Below are 16,709 nucleotides of genomic sequence, written 5' to 3' on the forward strand. Positions count from 1 at the left end.
CCAGGGAGCACTTGATATGAACGCAGCAATGATCGATGGCCTGGTTAAAAGCCTTTGACACACTTAATCCGAAATGATTTCTTCCGGGATCTATCTTCTGTGTGGTTTTACAACTACGCCGATCGTTCCCCCCACGTTTGAAGGGGAACGATCACGGGGCGTTTTAGTTCAGGTACTGACTGCCACGAATCCGCCGACCCAACACATCCAGCAGATCACAACCATCGCGCAACAGAATGGCGCTGGCGTGGGCGATCTGTGTCAGGTCGGTGGCATCGGCGTGGCGGCTGTCCATGTGCACGATGCTTTCCATCAGTTGAGTCACCGCGAGGATGCGGTAGGCGGCGCTGGCATGCAGTTCGTCCAAAGGCGCGCGGGTGTCGATAAACAGGGTCGGAGTGGAGGATTCGTTGCTGGTTAGTGCGATACGGTCGGTCATGGTGTGCTCCAAAAAAACAGTGCTGGAAAACTGCGTTCCTGAGAAAACAACCGAGCCGTCAACCTCGATCACGAATGAGTCGTGACAGGCGCGAGGATAGGGAGCAGTGAGAGGGTGGTCAACCCGAGATGTGTAGCCTTAAACGACCTTTTGTATCCACAGATGGCTGTTGATCTGGCTTGTCGCTTAAAGCTTGCCCCTTGCTACTGCTTCTAAAAAAATCCCCCTGTCCAAGCGCCTGCGGATAGGGGACGCCGGCACCTGGAAAGGGGGAGCACAAAGGTCTTGCTAGCACGACTCCCTGCTTTTACTTGCAGCTTGCCGCTTGAAGCTTACGGCTGCCTCTACTGATCGCTGTTTCTTGTAGCCGCTGCCGCAGGCTGCGAACGACCGCGCAGCGGGCGCAAGGGGCTTGAGATCGCTGAAGGTCCTTCGGCCCTTTTCGCAGCCTGCGGCAGCGGCTACAAAAATCCCCCTGTCCAAGCGCCTGCGGATAGGGGACGCAGGCACCTGGAAAGGGGGAGCACAAAGGTTTTGCTAGCACGACTCCCTGCTTTTACTTGCAGCTTGGCGCTTGAAGCTTACGGCTGCTTCTACTTGCCGCTGTTACTGAGCGATAGTTTTCACCGAAACGCCACGTTCCACCGGCGTCGAGCGTCCGTAGATATCTTCAAACCGCTCGATATCGTCCTCGCCCAAATAACTGCCCGATTGCACTTCGATGATCTCCAGCGGGATCTTGCCCGGGTTGCGCAGGCGGTGCACCGAGGCGATGGGGATGTAGGTGGACTGGTTCTCGGTGAGCAGGAACACGTTCTCGTCACAGGTGACTTCGGCGGTGCCGCTGACCACGATCCAGTGTTCGGCGCGGTGGTGGTGCATCTGCAGCGACAGGCAGGCCCCCGGCTTGACCGAGATGTGCTTGACCTGGAAGCGCCCGCCCATGTCCACCGAGTCGTAGGAGCCCCACGGGCGGTAGACTTCGCAGTGGTTCTGGGTTTCGCTGCGGCCCTGTTCGTTGAGGGTGTTGACCATCTGTTTCACCCCTTGGACCTTGTCCTTGTGGGCAATCATCATGGCGTCCTTGGTTTCGACGACGACGATGTTGTCCAGGCCGATCACCGACACCAGCTTGCCGTTGCCGTGGATCATGCAGTTGTGGCTGTCCTGGATCACCACATCGCCTTTGCTGACGTTGCCGTTGGCGTCCTTTTCATGCACGTCCCACAGCGACGACCAGCAGCCGACGTCGCTCCAGCCGGCGCTCAGTGGCACCACGCAGGCGCGTTGGGTCTTTTCCATCACCGCGTAGTCGATGGAGTTGTCCGGGCAGCAGGCGAAGGTGGCTTCGTCGATGGTTACGGTGTCCGCGTCCTGCTGGCTGCGTTCCAGGGCAGCAGGCAGGTGTCGTAGATGTCCGGGTCGTGTTTCTTCAGCTCTTCGAGGAAGCGGCTGGCGCGGAACAGGAACATGCCGCTGTTCCAGAAGTAGCCGCCAGCCTGGACGAATTCGTTGGCGCGTTTTTCGTCGGGCTTCTCGACGAACTGCGCGACCCGGCTGATGCCCTCCGGCAGCAGCGCATCGTTGCTGGACTTGATGTAGCCGTAGCCGGTTTCCGGTTTGGTCGCCGGCACGCCGAACAGCACCATTTCGCCCCGCTCGGCGGCCACGGTGGCCAGGGCCAGGGCCCGTTGCAGGGCTTTCTGGTCGTCCAGGACGTGGTCGGCGGGCAGCACCAGCATCAGTTCGTCACGGCCTTCGTTGACCAGCATCATCGCGGTCAGGGCCACGGCCGGGGCGGTGTTGCGGCCGAAGGGCTCCATGAGGATGCGCTGGGATTCGAGCTTACGGGCTGCCAGTTGCTCGTTGACGATGAAGCGGTGGTCCTTGTTGCAGACCACGATCGGGGTGTCCATGCCTTCGAACACCAGGCGCTCCAGGGTTTGCTGGAACAGGGTGTGTTCGCCGGTCAGGGCGAGGAATTGCTTGGGGAATTGCTTGCGCGAAAGCGGCCAAAGACGTGAGCCGCTACCACCTGACAAGATCACTGGAATCATGTTGTTACTCCTTCAAACATCGTATGGGTTAGAGCTACTGCGTTCTGTCGTTTCACTCTTGTTTTTGTGGCGTGCCCGGATGCCCTTGCTCGCCCCCTGCAGGAGCGGCTTGCCGGCGAAGGGGCCTGTTAGCCTTGTGTCGGGCTTGAGGACGCCTTCGCTGGCAAGCCAGCTCCTACACAGGGGGAGCGGCGGCCGTCCGGAAATTCGTTAGCGGGTCGAGACGGGGCGTTTCACCCACACCGGCGACAGGTTGCTGCCGTTGCCGGTGACGTAGAGCACCGCCGCTTCGCCGCGCTCCAGGGCCACGGGCTTGAGGTCGCTGACTTTTTTATCGCCGTCATACAGGGCGAAGCTGACCTTCACCGGGTTGATTTCGCGCTCGCCGCGGCCTTTGGCGGCCACCGCCTTGACCACGTCGGTCTTGCCGTCGGCGGTCTTCAGGGTCAGGGCCTGGTCGCTGAGGTTCTGCACCCGCACCAGGGATTTCTGCTTGTTCTTGAATGGCGGTTCTTCGATCAGTTGCGGCTGGCCGCTGGCGTTGTTGACCAGGGTGTAATAGTGATCGGCGGCCAGTTTTACCGGCACGCTCTGGCTGCCCACCTTGGCGGTGTAGTCGCCGCCGGGCATGAAGCTGAAGTCGCTGCTGGCCAGAGGCGCGACGTCGTTGACGTTGGTGCTGCCCACCGTGGCGCTGACTTCGCTGTTGCTGGCGTTGTACAGGCGCACGAAGGTCGAGCCCTTGGGCGCGGTGGGGCCGTACAGCGCGGCGTCGCCACCGGCGAAGGCGGACAGGGACAGGACGCTCATGCCGGCAGCCAGGGTGATTGCTTGGGCGAGACGGCGAGGAGTAGTGATGAAAGTCATGAGTGTTACCTCTTTTTCAGTTTTGCGCCCGGTCGGGCGTCTCGGATTTGGTGTTAACAGCTAGGTTCTGTTGGCGTGCACCGGCTTGCTTGAGTTCTGCGACCCACTGCGGGTCGGCGTCGCCGATTTCGTTGTTCACAGGCAGATAGCGTTCAGGGAATTCCCAGATCAGCACCTGGGGCGGGTGGTTCTTGAAGTCGTCGCTTTTCAGGTAGCTGAGCATCGGCAGGATCGGGCCGTGGCCGTCCTCGGCGTAGCTCAGCACGTCGCTGTGCAGGGCCTGTTTCAGGGCGCCGACGAAGTTCCAGTTGGGGTTGGCGCTGTAGCTGGTGCCCACCAGGGTCACCGGCACTTCGTGGTCGGCGAACAGTGCGTCGTCGGCGGCCGGCTGTTCCTCGCTGGCCCGGGTCACGCGCTTTTGCAGGGGCTCTTCGGCGGGCATCAGGTTGTCGAACAGCGGGTCCAGGGGCAGGAAGCGCCGCAGGTCGCCCTGGTGCTTCACGGTCTCCTGGGTTTGGGTGACGAAGCGTTGTGGCGGACCGCTGAGCGGGGTCTTGGCGGCGATGGCCTGGGCCAACTGGCGAGCGACGACTTCGGCGCCGGCCGGGGTCCAGTGGGTGTCGGTACGCAGGAACACTTGCTGGCCCTGTTGCTTGGCCTGTCGCAGGGGCCCCAGCAGGTCGGGGGCAAGGATCTTGTTGGCGGCGACCCGGGCGTGGAAGTCCTGGTAGAGGTTGGCGTGGATCCGCGCCGGACGTACCTCGTCCAGGTGCTCCGGGTACAGGCGCGCCTTGGCCGGAATGATGGCCATCACCAGTTTCACTCCGTGCTCTTTCAAGGTCTGGCGCACGCCTTCCACCAGGGCGTAGTTGCCTTGTAGGTTGAGCTCCTCGTTGACCACCGGGTTGAACTCTTCATCGCTGTACAGCCACTGGTCGCGGCCCAGCACCACCCCGGGGCGGCCTTCGTTGAACAGCTTGAAGTCCAGGGCGGCCCACAGGTTGGTGCCCAGGCGCTTGATCGGGAACTGGTCGTCGTAGTGGGTTTCCACGGCCTTGGCCCAGCGTCCGTTGAGCACGGTGGCGTCATTGTTGGTGCTAAAGCCGAAGAAGCTGCGCACCGACCACAGCCCCAGCGCCAGCAGGGTCACCAGGAACAGGGCGATGTAGAACACACGTAATGAGCGGGTCATGGGCAGATCCCTCAGAACTGGAAGTAAAGGAACGGCGAGAAGCTTTGCGCCGAGAGTTTGAGAATCGAGGCGATGAACAGCAGCAGCACCAGGGCGCGCATCACGTAGCGCGACCAGTCGGCGCTCCAGTAGGCCGGTTGCACCTGGGCCTCGGTGCCGACGATGTAGCCCGGCTGGTGAATGCTGCCGGGGGTGTCCCCGGGCACTGCCTTGATCAGGCCGGGCTGGGCGCTGGCCGGGCCGTCGGCGGGGGTAGCGACGTCGGGCTTGGCCTTGACCGGTGCCGGGTTGCGGTACAGGTCACGCAGGCCGAAGAACGCCAGGGTGGCGTAGGCCAGGACCAGGGTCGCCACTTGCAGGCCGGTGAGGCTGGCGCGATTGAGTTCCGACAGCGACCAGTCGCCAAAGCTGAACATCGCGCCGTACATGCGCCCGGCCACGTGCAGGTTCTCGGCGCGGAAGATCACCCATCCCATCACCACCAGCAGGAAGGTCAGGGCCCAGCGCACAGGGTTCAGGCTGCGCGGCGTGGTGTTGATGCCCAGGGCCTTTTCGATGGCCAGCCACATGCCGTGCCAGGCGCCCCAGACGATGTAGGTGATGTTCGCACCGTGCCACAGGCCGCCCAGGAGCATGGTCAGGAACAGGTTGCGGTAGGTGATCAGGGTGCCTTTGCGGTTGCCGCCCAGGGTGATGTACAGGTAGTCGCGCAGCCAGGTGGACAGGCTGATGTGCCAGCGCCGCCAGAACTCGGTGATCGACTGGCTGATGTAGGGCTGCTTGAAGTTTTCCATGAAGCGAAAACCCATCATCAAGCCCAGGCCGATGGCCATGTCGCTGTAGCCGGAGAAGTCGAAGTACAGCTGCGCGGTGTAGGCCAGGGCGCCGAGCCAGGCGTCGCCCGTGGTGGGGTTTTGCAGGGCGAAGCAATGGTCGGCGACCACCGCCAGGGTGTCGGCGATGAACACTTTCTTGATGAAGCCCTGCATGAAGCGGGTGCAGCCTTCGGAGAACTTGTCCAGGGTGTGGGTGCGGTGGTTGAACTGGTCCGCCAGGTCGCGAAAGCGCAGCACGGGGCCGGCGATCAGGTGCGGGAAGATCGCCACGAACGCCGCGAAATCGATCAGGTTGCGGGTGGCCGGTGTGTCGCCGCGGTAGACGTCGATGACGTAGCTGATGGACTCGAAGATGTAGAACGAGATGCCGATCGGCAACAGCACGTGGGTCAGGATGAACGGCTCCAGGCCCATGGAGGTCATGATGGCGTTGAGGCTGTCCACACCGAAGTTGGCGTACTTGAAGTAGCCGAGGATGCACAGGTCCACCGCCACCCCCAGCAGCAGCCAGCGCTGGGCGGGTTTGGTGCGCACACCGGCGGCGCCGACTTTCAGACCGATCCAGTAGTTCCACAGGGTGACCCCGGCGAACAGCGCCAGGAAGTCCACCCGCCACCAGGCGTAGAACACGTAGCTGGCGATCAGCAGCAGCAGGTTGCGATAGCGTTGCCCGCTCAAGTAGTACAAGCCGAGAAAGATCGGCAGGAACAGGAACAGGAACACATTGGATGAGAAAACCATCCCGATCTCTCCATGTTTAATCAATAGTCAGAGGCCGCAGCCCCCCCAAACCCCCCGTGAAAAACCGCGGGGGCGTATTGCATTCATGACGCTCTCTGTCGCCGCTGCCGAGGTACGAGGCGGCGATGGGCTGCGAAGCGGCCCCCTGGTGGCGGTCCTTTGGACCGCGTCGCAGCCTCGTGCCTCGGCAGTGGCGACAGGTGTTGCTGTTACGGGCCCTTGTTGCCTTTTTCGTGGGTCGGGTCGTAGACCTTGGTCAGGTCGCCGCCCAGGCGGAAGGTCTTGAACGGCTGCATCTTGTGCTTGCGTTCCAAGACATCCGGGGCGCAGGTGTAGAGGCTGCAGTAGGGTTCCAGCCAGGCGAATTTGGAGTCGACCTTGAGGTCGGTCATGTCCTGCTGCTTGCCGTTTTTCTGCTCGAAGGTGTCCGGGTCTTTCACCCCAGCCAGCACTCGCTCGCCCAGGCGCTTGAGCGCGCCGTTGTTTTCCTGGCGCAGGTCGACGCCGTTGACCTGGGCGAAGCTGGCGATCATCGCCAAGGGCGGCAGGGCGTAGTTGTGATAGGCCAGGGCCCGTTGCTGGCGCTTGAGTTCGTTGGGCAAAAAGCCGTCGGCGTCGACCTGGTGGGCGCCGACCTTGTATTCCTTCACGGCCCAGTCGAACAGGTCGCGGCGGTTGGTGGCCACGGCGGTGGCCATCACCGACCAGGCGGCCCAGTAGGAGTGGTTGTTGGTCTTGTCCAGGGGCAGGTTGTCCCAGTCGCTGACCACCTGGTCGGCCATCTTGCTGAACCAGGCCTCGATCTTCTGCGCCTGTTCCTGGTGGGTGGCCAGGGGGTGGGAGTCGGAGAACTTCAGCCGCAGGTAGGCCGAGGCCATGCTGCCCAGGGCCCATTTGCGCATCGACTTGCCGGTGTGGTTGAAGTCCTTGGACATCAGCGCGTCGGCCTGGGCCCAGGCGCTGAGCCAGGCGAGGGTGCAGTCCAGTTGCTCCGGGCGGCCGTCGCGCATGAACTGCATGACCCGCTTGCTGGTGCCGCGCTCGATCTTGGTGATGTCCGCGGTGGTGTCGCGAAAGGCCTGTTCGGACTGCACGTTGAGGGTGGCCCGGGCCTTGTCAGAGCCTTCGTACTTGCTGCGAAACTGCAGAGCGCCGGTGTAGGGCGCGGGCATGGCGTCGCAGCCTTCGCTGTCGTCAGCGCTCTTGAACTTGTCCACCGGGGCGTAATAGCCCTGGGGCGGACGCAGCGGCGCTGCGGCCTGGGCGCTGCCGGTGAGCATGGCCAGCCCCAGCAGGCTGGGTATCAACAGGCGTTTCAGCTGTGTGCTTTGCATAGGTAACCTCATTGCCCGATCTGCGCGGTGCGTTGCTCGGCGCTCGGGAATACGTTGCGTTTGCAAATTTTCGCTTCGACCTTCTGCCCGGCAGTGCCCGCTTCCGGGCCCTGGATCTCCACCGCCAGCAGGTTCTGCGAGGCCCAGTCTTCATCGGTGCGCAGTTCGAAGGCGAAGCGCCCGTCGGTGTCGGACGTTTCCGGTTTTTCGATCTTGATGTCCTCGTGGCGGCCGTTCATGTACCAGAGGGTGGCTTGCAGGGTTTTCACCGAAGGGTCGGCGAAGCGGATGTCGACCTGATGGCCGCTGTTGCGCAGGTCCAGGTTCTTGCTGTTGACCAGCAATTCGTTCTTGCCCGGCTTGAGGGTGGTGCTGGCGCTCATCTGCGGGTCCTTGCCTTCGCAGCCGTTGTCCAGCAGGGCCATCATCTGCCGGTAGATGGTTTCCTGGTCCAGGCGGTACAGCGGCGAGAATTCCCAGATCAGGATCTTCGGCGGGGACTTCTGGAATTCGTCGCTGCCCAGGTACTGCAGCATCGAGCCTTCCAGGCCGCCGCCGGGGAAGGCGACGTTGAGAATGTCGGCGCCGATGGCCTCTTCGAGGAAGCCGGCGAAGTTGTAGTTCTTGCCGCTGTGGCTGGTGCCCACCAGGGTGATCTGCGGGTTGCCGGAATCACCGAACAGGTCGCCGTCGCCGGCCTCGCCCTTGGGCTCGGTGGTGAACTGGTCCATGTACTGGATGGCGTAGCTGGTGCCGCACAGCTGCCCGGCCATGTTGTGCAGGGTGCCGGTCTTGCCCATGCGCCCGGACTTGTGGGTCTCGAATTCGCGCCGGGGAATGTCGGCGAAGGCCGGCAGTTGCTTGACCTTGTCGGCGACGATCTTGGCCGTGCGCTGGGCGCCGTAAGGGGTCCAGTGCTGGTCGCCGCGGAAGTAGAAGTCGTGGGCCGGCAGGGTCTCGGGCAGCTGTTCGTTGGTCAGCGGCGACAGGTCCGGCACCACGTAGCCCATCTGCGCGAAGCGCCCGAGCATGGCCTTGTAGTTGTTCAGCGCCTTGTCGTAGTCGAAGCGGGCTTTCTGTTCCGGGTTGAGCTTGTTGCGGTTCACCAGGCCGCGGGTCGGCTGGTAGACCAGCACCAGTTCCACGCCCTTGCTCTTGAAGGCTTCGTGCAGCTGCTTGAGGCGGCGGTAGCCTTCAGGCGTGGTGTTGAACTCGGTGCGCAAATCTTCCTGGGTACGGAACAGCCAGTCGCCCTGGGCTTGCACCAGGGTGGTGAAGTTCTGCTGGTAGCGGGTCACGTAGTTCTTCGCGTCGTGGGCGGCCGGGCACAGGTTGCAGCACGGCTCGGCCTTGAAGCTGGGCGCGGCGCTCGCAGCGCTGGCCGCATCGGCGCGGGCGCCGGCGCTGGCGGCGAGTATCCCCGCGGTCAGGGCCGACAGGCCCAGGAGTTTGATCCAGTGTGGGTGCATGCAAGTCATCCTCAATCGCGCATTTCGGTCTGGCGTTCGACGGGGTCGATCAGCACGGCCTTCTGCTGGCGCACCAGCAGGTCGAGAATTTCGTCCTGGCGCTCGCCCAGGACCCCGGAGAAGCTGATGCCGCTGCTTTTGGTCGGCGCCAGCATCGACACCCGGTACAGCTCCACGCTCAGGGGCGAGTCGATGGACATCGGCCCGCTGCCGTTGGCCGCCAGCTCGCCGCCGACCACGATCAGCGACACCTGGGCGTCGAACGGGTCGAGCTTGATGTCGCGGTCGGTGTCGGACAGGTCCTTGATGTGGCCGTAGACCCCGGTCAGGCCGTTGGCCATGGCGATGTTTTCGTACAGGCGGATGTTCACGCTGTTGCGAATGCGGATGCCGTGGCGGCGGTTGCTGATCACCTTGTTGGCGTAGATCAGGTTGTCGGCACTCTCGTAGAGGGTGATGCCGTCGCTGTGGTTGCGGTAGATCTCGTTGTAGGCGATCAGGTTGTTGACGCTGTTACGGTCGATCACCAGCCCCGAGAGGTGGTTGTCGTAGCTGCGGTTGTTGAAGATGAAGCTGTCGTTCACTTCCCGGGAAATGATGATGCCGTGCTTCTTCTTGGTGCCGTGGACGGTGTTGTCGGCAATGATCAGGCCGTGGGAGCGGTCGTGGGGGTCGATGCCGTAGACGATGTTGTCCTTGTAGGTGTTGCCCTTGAGCACGAAATCCCGGGTTTCGTAGCAGTAGAAGCCGTACCACATGTCGGAGAAGGTCGAGCCGATGATCCAGCCGGTGGGCTCGGGGCGCTTGAGCACCTTGGCCATGTTCGGCGTGTACTGGGAAATGCTCACCCCGTAGGACTTGGAATTGGCGTAGCCGAAGCTGGCCATCGTGCTGTTGACGATGTAGGTCTCGGTGCCGCCCCAGGCCAGCAGGAACGGGCGGAATTCCTTGGGCGAACGGAAGCTCGCCGGGCCGTTGTCCTGCTCGCGCCAGCCGGTGACTTTGGTGTCACGCACGAACAGCTGGCCGTCGTTGACCAGGAACGCGCCGCCCTCCTGGGACAGGCGCAGCTCCTGGGTCTGCTTGTCGATGTCGAGGATGCCGTGGCGGCCGACGACGATGGGCACGCGGGCCAGGTAGACCCCGGGCGCCGTCTCGCTGATGTACTGCTTGGGCAGCTTGCCCACCAGTTGCTTGAGGTTGATGTAACCGTCGTCGATGAAGATCGCCTGGGGGATGCCGTGCTGGCGCACCACCCATTCGGCCATCTTGTTGTCGCCGCCGATGAAGTCTTTCAGGGCGTCTTCCTGCATCATCCGGCGCACGCTGATCTTGCCCGGCTTGCTGCGCACGATCTTCGCCGCGACGGCTTCGGCGGTGTAGCCGGACAGGTCCGGCAGGGTCGGCTTGGCCAGGGCCAGGGGCTCGGTGGGCGCGCTGCTGACGGTGTAGGTCTTGGCCTGCTGCAGGCCCTTGGCGATGATCGGCGCCTTGGCCGGCTCGACACTGGCGAACGCCGAGCTGCTGGCCAGCAACAGAGCGCCCGCCAACAGGCTGATGGCGCCTTTCGCAGCGGGGCTGTTCATGGGGTAGCAGTTCATTTCGGGCACTCCCTTCGCGGTTCGCATCAGAAGCGCCAGATCACGTCGATAAAGGCGCGGTGCATGTACGAGTCGACGTCTTTGCCATAGGCGTCGCCGGGCTTGAACACGCCGCCACGAAAACGCACCAGGGCCGACGGCTCATCGATGGACTGGCTCAGGGCCGCCGGCAACAGGCCTTGCTTGAAGTACTTGGTGACCACCAGGTCCATTTCCTGCCCCAAGTCTTTCTTGCCGTCCTGCAGGGGCAGCGCGGTGCTGGAGAGCAGGTTGCCGTTGCCGTCATAGTCGTTGTCCACGGCGTTGATGCCGTTGCTGCCCACCGGCTTGTTGCCGTCCACGCGCCAGAACTTGTGGTAGATCAGGCTGGCGTCGTATTCATCGTTGAGCATCCAGGAGCCGAACAGGGTGGCGCTCTGGGTGTTGTTCATTTCGCCACGGAAGGCTTCGCCGAAGCGGTGCACCCGGGAGCGGGTGCCGGTGTAGTTGGAGCGGTTGCTTTGCAGGCCGTTCTGCTCGTAGTCGCCGCTGGCCCGGGCGTAGGCGGCGCCGACTTGCCAGTTCGGGTCCAGGCGCAGGCGCACGCCCAGGTCGGTGGCCCAGCCGTCGAGGTTGTCGCCGCGCTTGGCCTGGGTCGGGCGGCTGCCGTCGGCGTTCAGCGGGTTGACCCTGTCGCGGTCGCCGCGCATGCCGGTGAGGCTGGCCCAGTAGTTGACGGTATTGGTGTTGCGCCAGTTAAAGGCGTCGCTGTTGGCTTCCAGGCCTAGCCAGGTCAGGTCGCCGTTCTGCTTCTTGTCCAGCGGGTCGCTGGCCACGCCGGGCTGGGCATAGTCGAGCTTGCCGTCGTCATGGGTGTGGTGGGCGCGGATGCCCACCCACTGGCCGGGGGTCCACTGGTAGGCGGCGTCGGCGTACAGGTGCAGGCGGTCCTTGTCCTTGGGCGCCAGTTCCTTGAGGTCGGTGCGGTATTCGCTGAAGCGCTCGGCGACGCCGACGTTGGCCCGCAGCAGGGTGGTGTCGAAGGTCCAGTTCAGCGCCTCGATATTGGTGTCGCGCCATTGCCCGTCGTCGTTGCGCAGGCGCTGGCGACCGAACTTCAACTGCTCGCCGGGGTAGGCGGTGAAGCCGCTGTAGCCGATCCAGAACTCGCGCATCGCCAGGTAGCTCTTCTTGGTCTTGCGGTCGTCGTTGCTCGATTGCTGGCTGGCGTCGTCGCTGGACTGTTGCAGGGTGTCGGTTTCGATCACGTCGCTGGCGGTCACCGCCTGGCCCATGGCGTAGGCGCTCCAGGCACCGCTTTCGCCGTAGACCCAGGGCCGCAGGTCGAGGCCGACGCCGTTGACGTCGCCACCGCGCTGGGTGCCCAGGTCGCGGTCGTCCTCGGACTGGCCGGTGATCTTCACTTCCAGGCCGAAGTTCTTGGTGTCGGTGAGGGCGGCCAGGGTCGGGTTGGACCAGAGCATGGCAAAGCCCAGGGCCATGCCCAGCTTCGACAGGCTGAAACGCTTGCCTGTAGCCGCTGCCGCAGGCTGCGCCCGGTCGGGCAGCGGCCGCGATTGGCGGGGGCTGGTGTGGCGAGCGCTTTGCGCTCGATGGCAGCCTGCGGCAGCGGCTACAGGAGTTGGATTGAGTGGGGGGAGCGTCATAGGGTTTCCTCGCCGTCTTCTTGCAGGGCGTGCAGTTGCAGCGCGTTCTGGCTCAAGGCCCCACGCACGGCCTGCTCTTGTTGCAGCAGGCGTTGGGCTTCGGCGCGCTGTGCAGGCGGCAATTGGCTTTCCAGTTGTTGCGCCAGTTCGTTGGCCTGCGGTGTGTCCTGGACCTTCGCCAGTTGGCTGAAGACGTAGGCGTTGACTGGGTTGGGCTGGGTGCCGCGGCCCTGGGAGAACAACTGGGCAATGGCGAAGTCGGCGCTGTTCTGGCCGTTGCGCGCGGCGGTCAGCAGGTGGTCCAGGGCCTTTTGTGGGTAGACCTGGCCCAGGTAGCCACGGCGGTAGATCTGGCCGAGGTAATAGTCGGCAGCCACTTCGCGGCCCACGGCTTTCTGGAAGTGTGCTTCGGCGATCTTGGCGTCGGCCGGCACCCATTTGCCTTCGTAGTAGAGCTTGCCCAGCAGCAGTTCGGCGCGGGGCTGGTCGGCGGCGCGGCCGTTGTCCAGGTACTGCATCATCTTGTCGACGTCACCCAGTTCGGGGAAGTCGTAGAGCAGTTGGGCCAGGCTGACCCAGGACGCCGGGTAACCCGGAGCGACCTGTTCCAGCAGGGCCTGGGCGGTTTTTTCATCCGGCTTGCCAAGGCTGGCATCGCCCAGCACCCGGGCCACGCTGTCGACGCGCTGGGCGCTGACCGTGCCACGGCTGTAGCCGGCCTGCAGCTGCTTGAGCAGCTCGGCCTGTTGCTCCGGCTGGCCGCGTTTTTGATAAACGGTGGCCAGTTCCACGTAGCAGATGTCGGTGCTGTTGAGCGCGGCCTTGCAGATGCTTTCCACCTCGGCCAGGTGCTGGTCGTAGGTGCCTTGGGTGCGGTACAGCAGCACCTGGGCCAGGCCGGCTTCCGGGTAACCGGCGCTGCGCCATTGGCTGATCTGCCGCTGGGCGTCGACGTTGGGGAAGCTGTGGGGGTATTGCAGGTACAGCATCGCCAGGGGAATCAGGGTGTTGCCTTCACCGTTGGCAAAGGCTTTTTTCAACAGGCCTTCGGCTTCGTGCTGCTCGGCCTCGGTGGAACCGGGCTTGGCCACCAACAGGCGGCCCAGGCGCGCCTGGGCCCGGGGCGACACATCGGCTGCGGCGCGATAGGTGGCCTCGGCCTGCTTGATCTGCGCCGGGTCGCGGCTTTCCACCTGGATGTCGGCCAGGCCCACTTGCGCCTCGCTGTAGCCCAGGTCCGCCAGTTGCCGGTAGTTCTGCTGGGCCAGGGCGGTGTCGCCGCGCTTCAGGGCTTCGTTGGCCAGGCGCTGGTCCGGCAAGCCGGCGCAACCGGCCAGGGCCAGGGCGGCGACCAAGGGCAACACCGAACCCTGTAGCCGCTGCCGCAGGCTGCGACCGAGCGCGCAGCGCTCGTGCTGGTTTTCGGGGGGCATCGAGCTGGCCGGGTTGCGTCCGCTGCGCGGCCGGGCGCAGCCTGCGGCAGCGGCTACAGAGAGCTGGGTAGGCACTGTCATGGTTACAGACCCGCGGCCATGGCTTTGTCGATCAGCCAGTTCATCGACGGGCCGCGGTCGCTGCTGACTTCCACCGGGCGACCGGCGAAGGCGCTGCTCAGAGGCGCGTCGGGCTTGATCTGCACGCGGATGTCGGAGGACAGGTCATCGCTGTTGAGGCTGGTGCTGCTGACGATGGTGCCGGTGCGCATTTCATCCTCGCCGGCGATCTGGAAGTTGACCTGGGTGCCCGGGCGCACGTCGCCGAACTGGCGATAGGAGAAGCGTGCCTCGACGTTGGCCTGGCTGTTGCGGGGCACCAGTTGGAAGATCACGTCGCCCTTGCTCGCGTACTGACCGTCGGCCACCCGTTGCTGGGCCACGGTGCAGTCGCAGGGGGAGGTCAGGGTGCCGGTCATCTGCTTGCCGAACAGTTCCTCGACTTTGGCCGGTTGCAGCTGGTTTTCGTCCAGGTGGCCCTTGAGCACGTCGAGCATGCTGGTGCTGAAGCTGGCCAGGGGCGCGCCCTTGGCCACGGCGCCATCGATCTGCACCAGGCTTTGCACGGTGCCATCGCGGGGCATGGTGACGTTCATCCCCGGGACGCTGACCAGGCCGGCCTGGGCGTGGCTGACGAAGTACATGCCGTACACCGACTTGAGCACGAAGCCGAAGGCGGCCAGGCCCACCACGAAGATCCCGGCGCTGAAGGTCACGGCCCGCAGGCGGCCCATGGCGCTCATGCCGCTGCCGCTGTCCTTGACCTTGCGCGCCTTGGTGAAGTTGTCGCGCTGCAGGGTGGCGAGCACGTCGCCCATGCTGACGATGTCGCCGGCCAGGTGCGAGGTGATCAGGTGGCGCAGGGTGGAGATGTCCTGGGGCTCCAGGTTCTGGAACTGGCAACCGACGCGGCCGCTCTGGCGATCGAAGGAGCGGATCTGCAGCTCCACATCCATGGCCAGGCCGAGGTTGTCGATGACAAATTGCAGGCGGCCCTTGTGCACGGCACCCACGGTCAGCATCTGCTGCCCGGCGTTGAAGCTCAGGCCGCCGGCGGAGAGATCGTGGACCCGCACTTCCAGCGGCTTGGCCTCGTTGCCGAAGAAGCGCAGCTTGGCCGGGATCTTGACCCGGGCGTGCTGGCGTTGGGCTTCGGATTCATGCACTACGTTGACGTTCACGGCGGTGTTCATAGAGTCGATTTCCTTGAGGGTTTGTTCCCGTTTGGTGACAGGCCGCGACGGCGGCCCGCTTGGCGCAGGGCAAGGCGCGAGCAGCGCGGTTTGGTTGTTCCCAATAAGCTGCGAGTAACGCGGCCCTGCGCCAAGCGGGCCCCGTCCCTTCGGGTTGCGTGCCAAACGATGCGAGGCTGCGTTGCGGGATTTGCCAAGGGAATAACCATTGGCGGCATCCCGCGCCTTGCCTCGCATCGTTTGGCCCAGCAACGCGGCTCGTCACCAAACGGGAACAGACCCTAATTAATTCAGGCAAGTCGGGTCAGACCATCAGCAGCAGCACGGCGACGAATACGCTGCCGGCGGAGAAGGTCATGGTTCGAGACGACCAGGTGTTGAACCAACGTTGAAAGCTGGCGAGATCACGGGTCAGTTTGGTGTCCTGGCGGGTCCAGGATTGCTGGTCGAGGCGGAAGAACACGTAGATCTTCACCAGCGCGCCGACGATCTGGTTGTAATAGAGAATCAAGGGGTAGGCCGGGCCGATGTGGTGCCCCGAGCAGGACAGCAGCAGGGTCAGGATCAGCCGGGTGATGCCGATCCACAGCAGGTAGGCCAGGAGGAAGGCGGTGCCGTACTTGACGCTGGCGATGATGGCCACGGTCAGGCCCAGCAGCGAGGTCCACATCGACACGCGCTGGTCGAACAGCACCACGCTGGTGAACAGTCCCAGGCGCTTGATCCCCAGGCCCAGGGCCCGGGCGTTCTGCCGCAGGTTGTTGCCGTACCAGCGGAACATCAGTTTGCGGCTGGCCTTGATGAAGCTCTTTTCCGGCGGGTGTTCCACAGTGTTGATCGCCGCGTCGGGCACGTAGAAGGTGTCGTAGCCCAGGCGCATCAGGCTGTACCAGCTGGACTTGTCGTCGCCGGTGAGGAATTTGAAGCGGCCCAGGCGCCAGTGTTGCAGGGAGTCGCTTTCGACGTCGGCGATGAAGTCCGGGTCGGTGACCACGCTGGCGCGGAACACCGACATGCGCCCGGTCATGGTCAGCACGCGCTTGGACAGGGCCATGGAGCACATGTTGATGTGGCGCTGGGCGAAGCGCAGCTTGTGCCATTCGCTCATGACGTAGCCGCCGCGCACTTCGCAGAATTCGTTGGTGGTCAGGCCGCCGACATTGCCGAACAGCTGGAACCAGGGCACGGTCTTGCGCACCACGCCTTCGCCGAGCACGGTGTCGCCGTCGATCACCGCCACCACGGCCCGGCTGTCCGGCAGGTGGCGGGAGATGGCGCGGAAACCGAAGGCCAGGCCGTCGCGCTTGCCGGTGCCGGGGATGCGCACGAAGTCCAGCTTGACCCGCTCCGGCGGGTTCATCCGCGCCCACAGGCTTTTCACCAGCAGCTCGTCGGACATCTCCACGATCGAGCAGACCACGGTGGTGGGGAAGCCGCAGTCGATGGCTTCGCGGATCACCGAGCCGTAGACCTGGGCGGTGGTCAGCGCGTCGATGCGAAAGCTGGTGACCATCAGGAATACGTGGGACGGGTCGGCCGCGCTGCCGAGCTTGCGCACCTTGCGCCGCAGGTGCGGGTAGACCACGTAGAGAAACAGCATGCCGCGCACGAAGTGCGTGGCGCCCATGGAGTAGCGCCAGATGCCCACGGCGCCAATCAGGAAAATGAAGTCCTTGGATTGCGAGTCGAAGGTCGAGGCGGGCAGGAGCAAGGCCATGCCCATCAGCAAACTCGAGTAAAACAGCCAACCGGCGGCCTGAAGCAGGCCGTGCTTTAGCCTGTGCATAATCTGCATCCTAAAATCAGTTGCAAGCTCCAAGCCGCAAGTTCCAAGCGTGGAG

The 16,709-nt window shown here is 63.9% G+C and carries 11 protein-coding genes and 1 pseudogene; all 12 read right to left on the reverse strand.

Going from position 1 to position 16,709, the window contains the following annotated elements; genetic code table 11:
* Positions 1-163 precede the first annotated feature (163 nt).
* Positions 164-439, reverse strand: a complete 276-nt coding sequence (locus PST29_RS05165; RefSeq protein WP_015634231.1) for a hypothetical protein — start codon at positions 437-439, stop codon at positions 164-166.
* A gap of 606 nt (positions 440-1,045) precedes the next feature.
* Positions 1,046-2,496: pseudogene (locus PST29_RS05170) on the reverse strand (mannose-1-phosphate guanylyltransferase/mannose-6-phosphate isomerase).
* A gap of 210 nt (positions 2,497-2,706) precedes the next feature.
* Positions 2,707-3,363, reverse strand: a complete 657-nt coding sequence (locus PST29_RS05175; RefSeq protein WP_047301872.1) for an alginate O-acetyltransferase AlgF — start codon at positions 3,361-3,363, stop codon at positions 2,707-2,709.
* A 16-nt stretch (positions 3,364-3,379) separates the two neighbouring features.
* The gene (locus PST29_RS05180) at positions 3,380-4,555 is read right to left on the reverse strand and encodes an alginate O-acetyltransferase (protein WP_060842533.1); all 1,176 of its coding nucleotides are present in this window, start codon (positions 4,553-4,555) and stop codon (positions 3,380-3,382) included.
* A gap of 11 nt (positions 4,556-4,566) precedes the next feature.
* A complete protein-coding gene (locus PST29_RS05185; RefSeq protein WP_060842534.1) occupies positions 4,567-6,132 on the reverse strand; it encodes an MBOAT family O-acyltransferase in 1,566 nt (521 codons plus the stop codon).
* A 209-nt stretch (positions 6,133-6,341) separates the two neighbouring features.
* A complete protein-coding gene (locus PST29_RS05190; protein WP_060842535.1) occupies positions 6,342-7,466 on the reverse strand; it encodes a mannuronate-specific alginate lyase in 1,125 nt (374 codons plus the stop codon).
* 8 nt (positions 7,467-7,474) lie between these two features.
* Positions 7,475-8,935, reverse strand: a complete 1,461-nt coding sequence (locus PST29_RS05195; RefSeq protein ID WP_060837631.1) for an alginate O-acetyltransferase — start codon at positions 8,933-8,935, stop codon at positions 7,475-7,477.
* Positions 8,936-8,946: 11 nt separating this feature from the next.
* On the reverse strand, positions 8,947-10,521 hold the full coding sequence (gene algG, locus PST29_RS05200) for a mannuronan 5-epimerase AlgG (protein ID WP_442966407.1): 1,575 nt from the start codon (positions 10,519-10,521) through the stop codon (positions 8,947-8,949).
* Positions 10,522-10,562: 41 nt separating this feature from the next.
* Positions 10,563-12,017: an alginate export family protein gene (locus tag PST29_RS05205; protein WP_060837633.1), complete on the reverse strand. Its 1,455-nt coding sequence runs from the start codon at positions 12,015-12,017 to the stop codon at positions 10,563-10,565.
* Between the two features lie 161 nt (positions 12,018-12,178).
* Positions 12,179-13,615 carry an alginate biosynthesis TPR repeat lipoprotein AlgK gene (gene algK, locus PST29_RS05210; protein ID WP_232513251.1) on the reverse strand — a complete coding sequence of 479 codons (1,437 nt, stop codon included), beginning with the start codon at positions 13,613-13,615 and terminating at the stop codon, positions 12,179-12,181.
* An 83-nt stretch (positions 13,616-13,698) separates the two neighbouring features.
* A complete protein-coding gene (locus PST29_RS05215) occupies positions 13,699-14,868 on the reverse strand; it encodes an alginate biosynthesis protein Alg44 (RefSeq protein WP_060837634.1) in 1,170 nt (389 codons plus the stop codon).
* Between the two features lie 304 nt (positions 14,869-15,172).
* Positions 15,173-16,654 (reverse strand): mannuronan synthase, encoded by a 1,482-nt coding sequence (gene alg8 / locus PST29_RS05220; protein WP_375136246.1) that lies wholly within the window; start codon positions 16,652-16,654, stop codon positions 15,173-15,175.
* Positions 16,655-16,709: the final 55 nt, after the last annotated feature.

Origin of the sequence: Pseudomonas sp. St29, from assembly GCF_001547915.1 — a bacterium.
Taxonomy (GTDB): Bacteria; Pseudomonadota; Gammaproteobacteria; order Pseudomonadales; family Pseudomonadaceae; genus Aquipseudomonas.

Excerpts from the sequence above, each read along its gene's own strand:
- PST29_RS05205 (WP_060837633.1), bottom strand. The coding sequence starts at position 12,017 with ATGGCCCTGGGCTTTGCCATGCTCTGGTCCAACCCGACCCTGGCCGCC.
- PST29_RS05195 (WP_060837631.1), bottom strand. The coding sequence starts at position 8,935 with ATGCACCCACACTGGATCAAACTCCTGGGCCTGTCGGCCCTGACCGCG.
- PST29_RS05185 (WP_060842534.1), bottom strand. The coding sequence starts at position 6,132 with ATGGTTTTCTCATCCAATGTGTTCCTGTTCCTGTTCCTGCCGATCTTT.
- PST29_RS05190 (WP_060842535.1), bottom strand. The coding sequence starts at position 7,466 with ATGCAAAGCACACAGCTGAAACGCCTGTTGATACCCAGCCTGCTGGGG.
- algG (WP_442966407.1), bottom strand. The coding sequence starts at position 10,521 with ATGAACAGCCCCGCTGCGAAAGGCGCCATCAGCCTGTTGGCGGGCGCT.
- PST29_RS05215 (WP_060837634.1), bottom strand. The coding sequence starts at position 14,868 with ATGAACACCGCCGTGAACGTCAACGTAGTGCATGAATCCGAAGCCCAA.
- alg8 (WP_375136246.1), bottom strand. The coding sequence starts at position 16,654 with ATGCACAGGCTAAAGCACGGCCTGCTTCAGGCCGCCGGTTGGCTGTTT.
- algK (WP_232513251.1), bottom strand. The coding sequence starts at position 13,615 with ATGCCCCCCGAAAACCAGCACGAGCGCTGCGCGCTCGGTCGCAGCCTG.
- PST29_RS05180 (WP_060842533.1), bottom strand. The coding sequence starts at position 4,555 with ATGACCCGCTCATTACGTGTGTTCTACATCGCCCTGTTCCTGGTGACC.
- PST29_RS05175 (WP_047301872.1), bottom strand. The coding sequence starts at position 3,363 with ATGACTTTCATCACTACTCCTCGCCGTCTCGCCCAAGCAATCACCCTG.
- PST29_RS05165 (WP_015634231.1), bottom strand. The coding sequence starts at position 439 with ATGACCGACCGTATCGCACTAACCAGCAACGAATCCTCCACTCCGACC.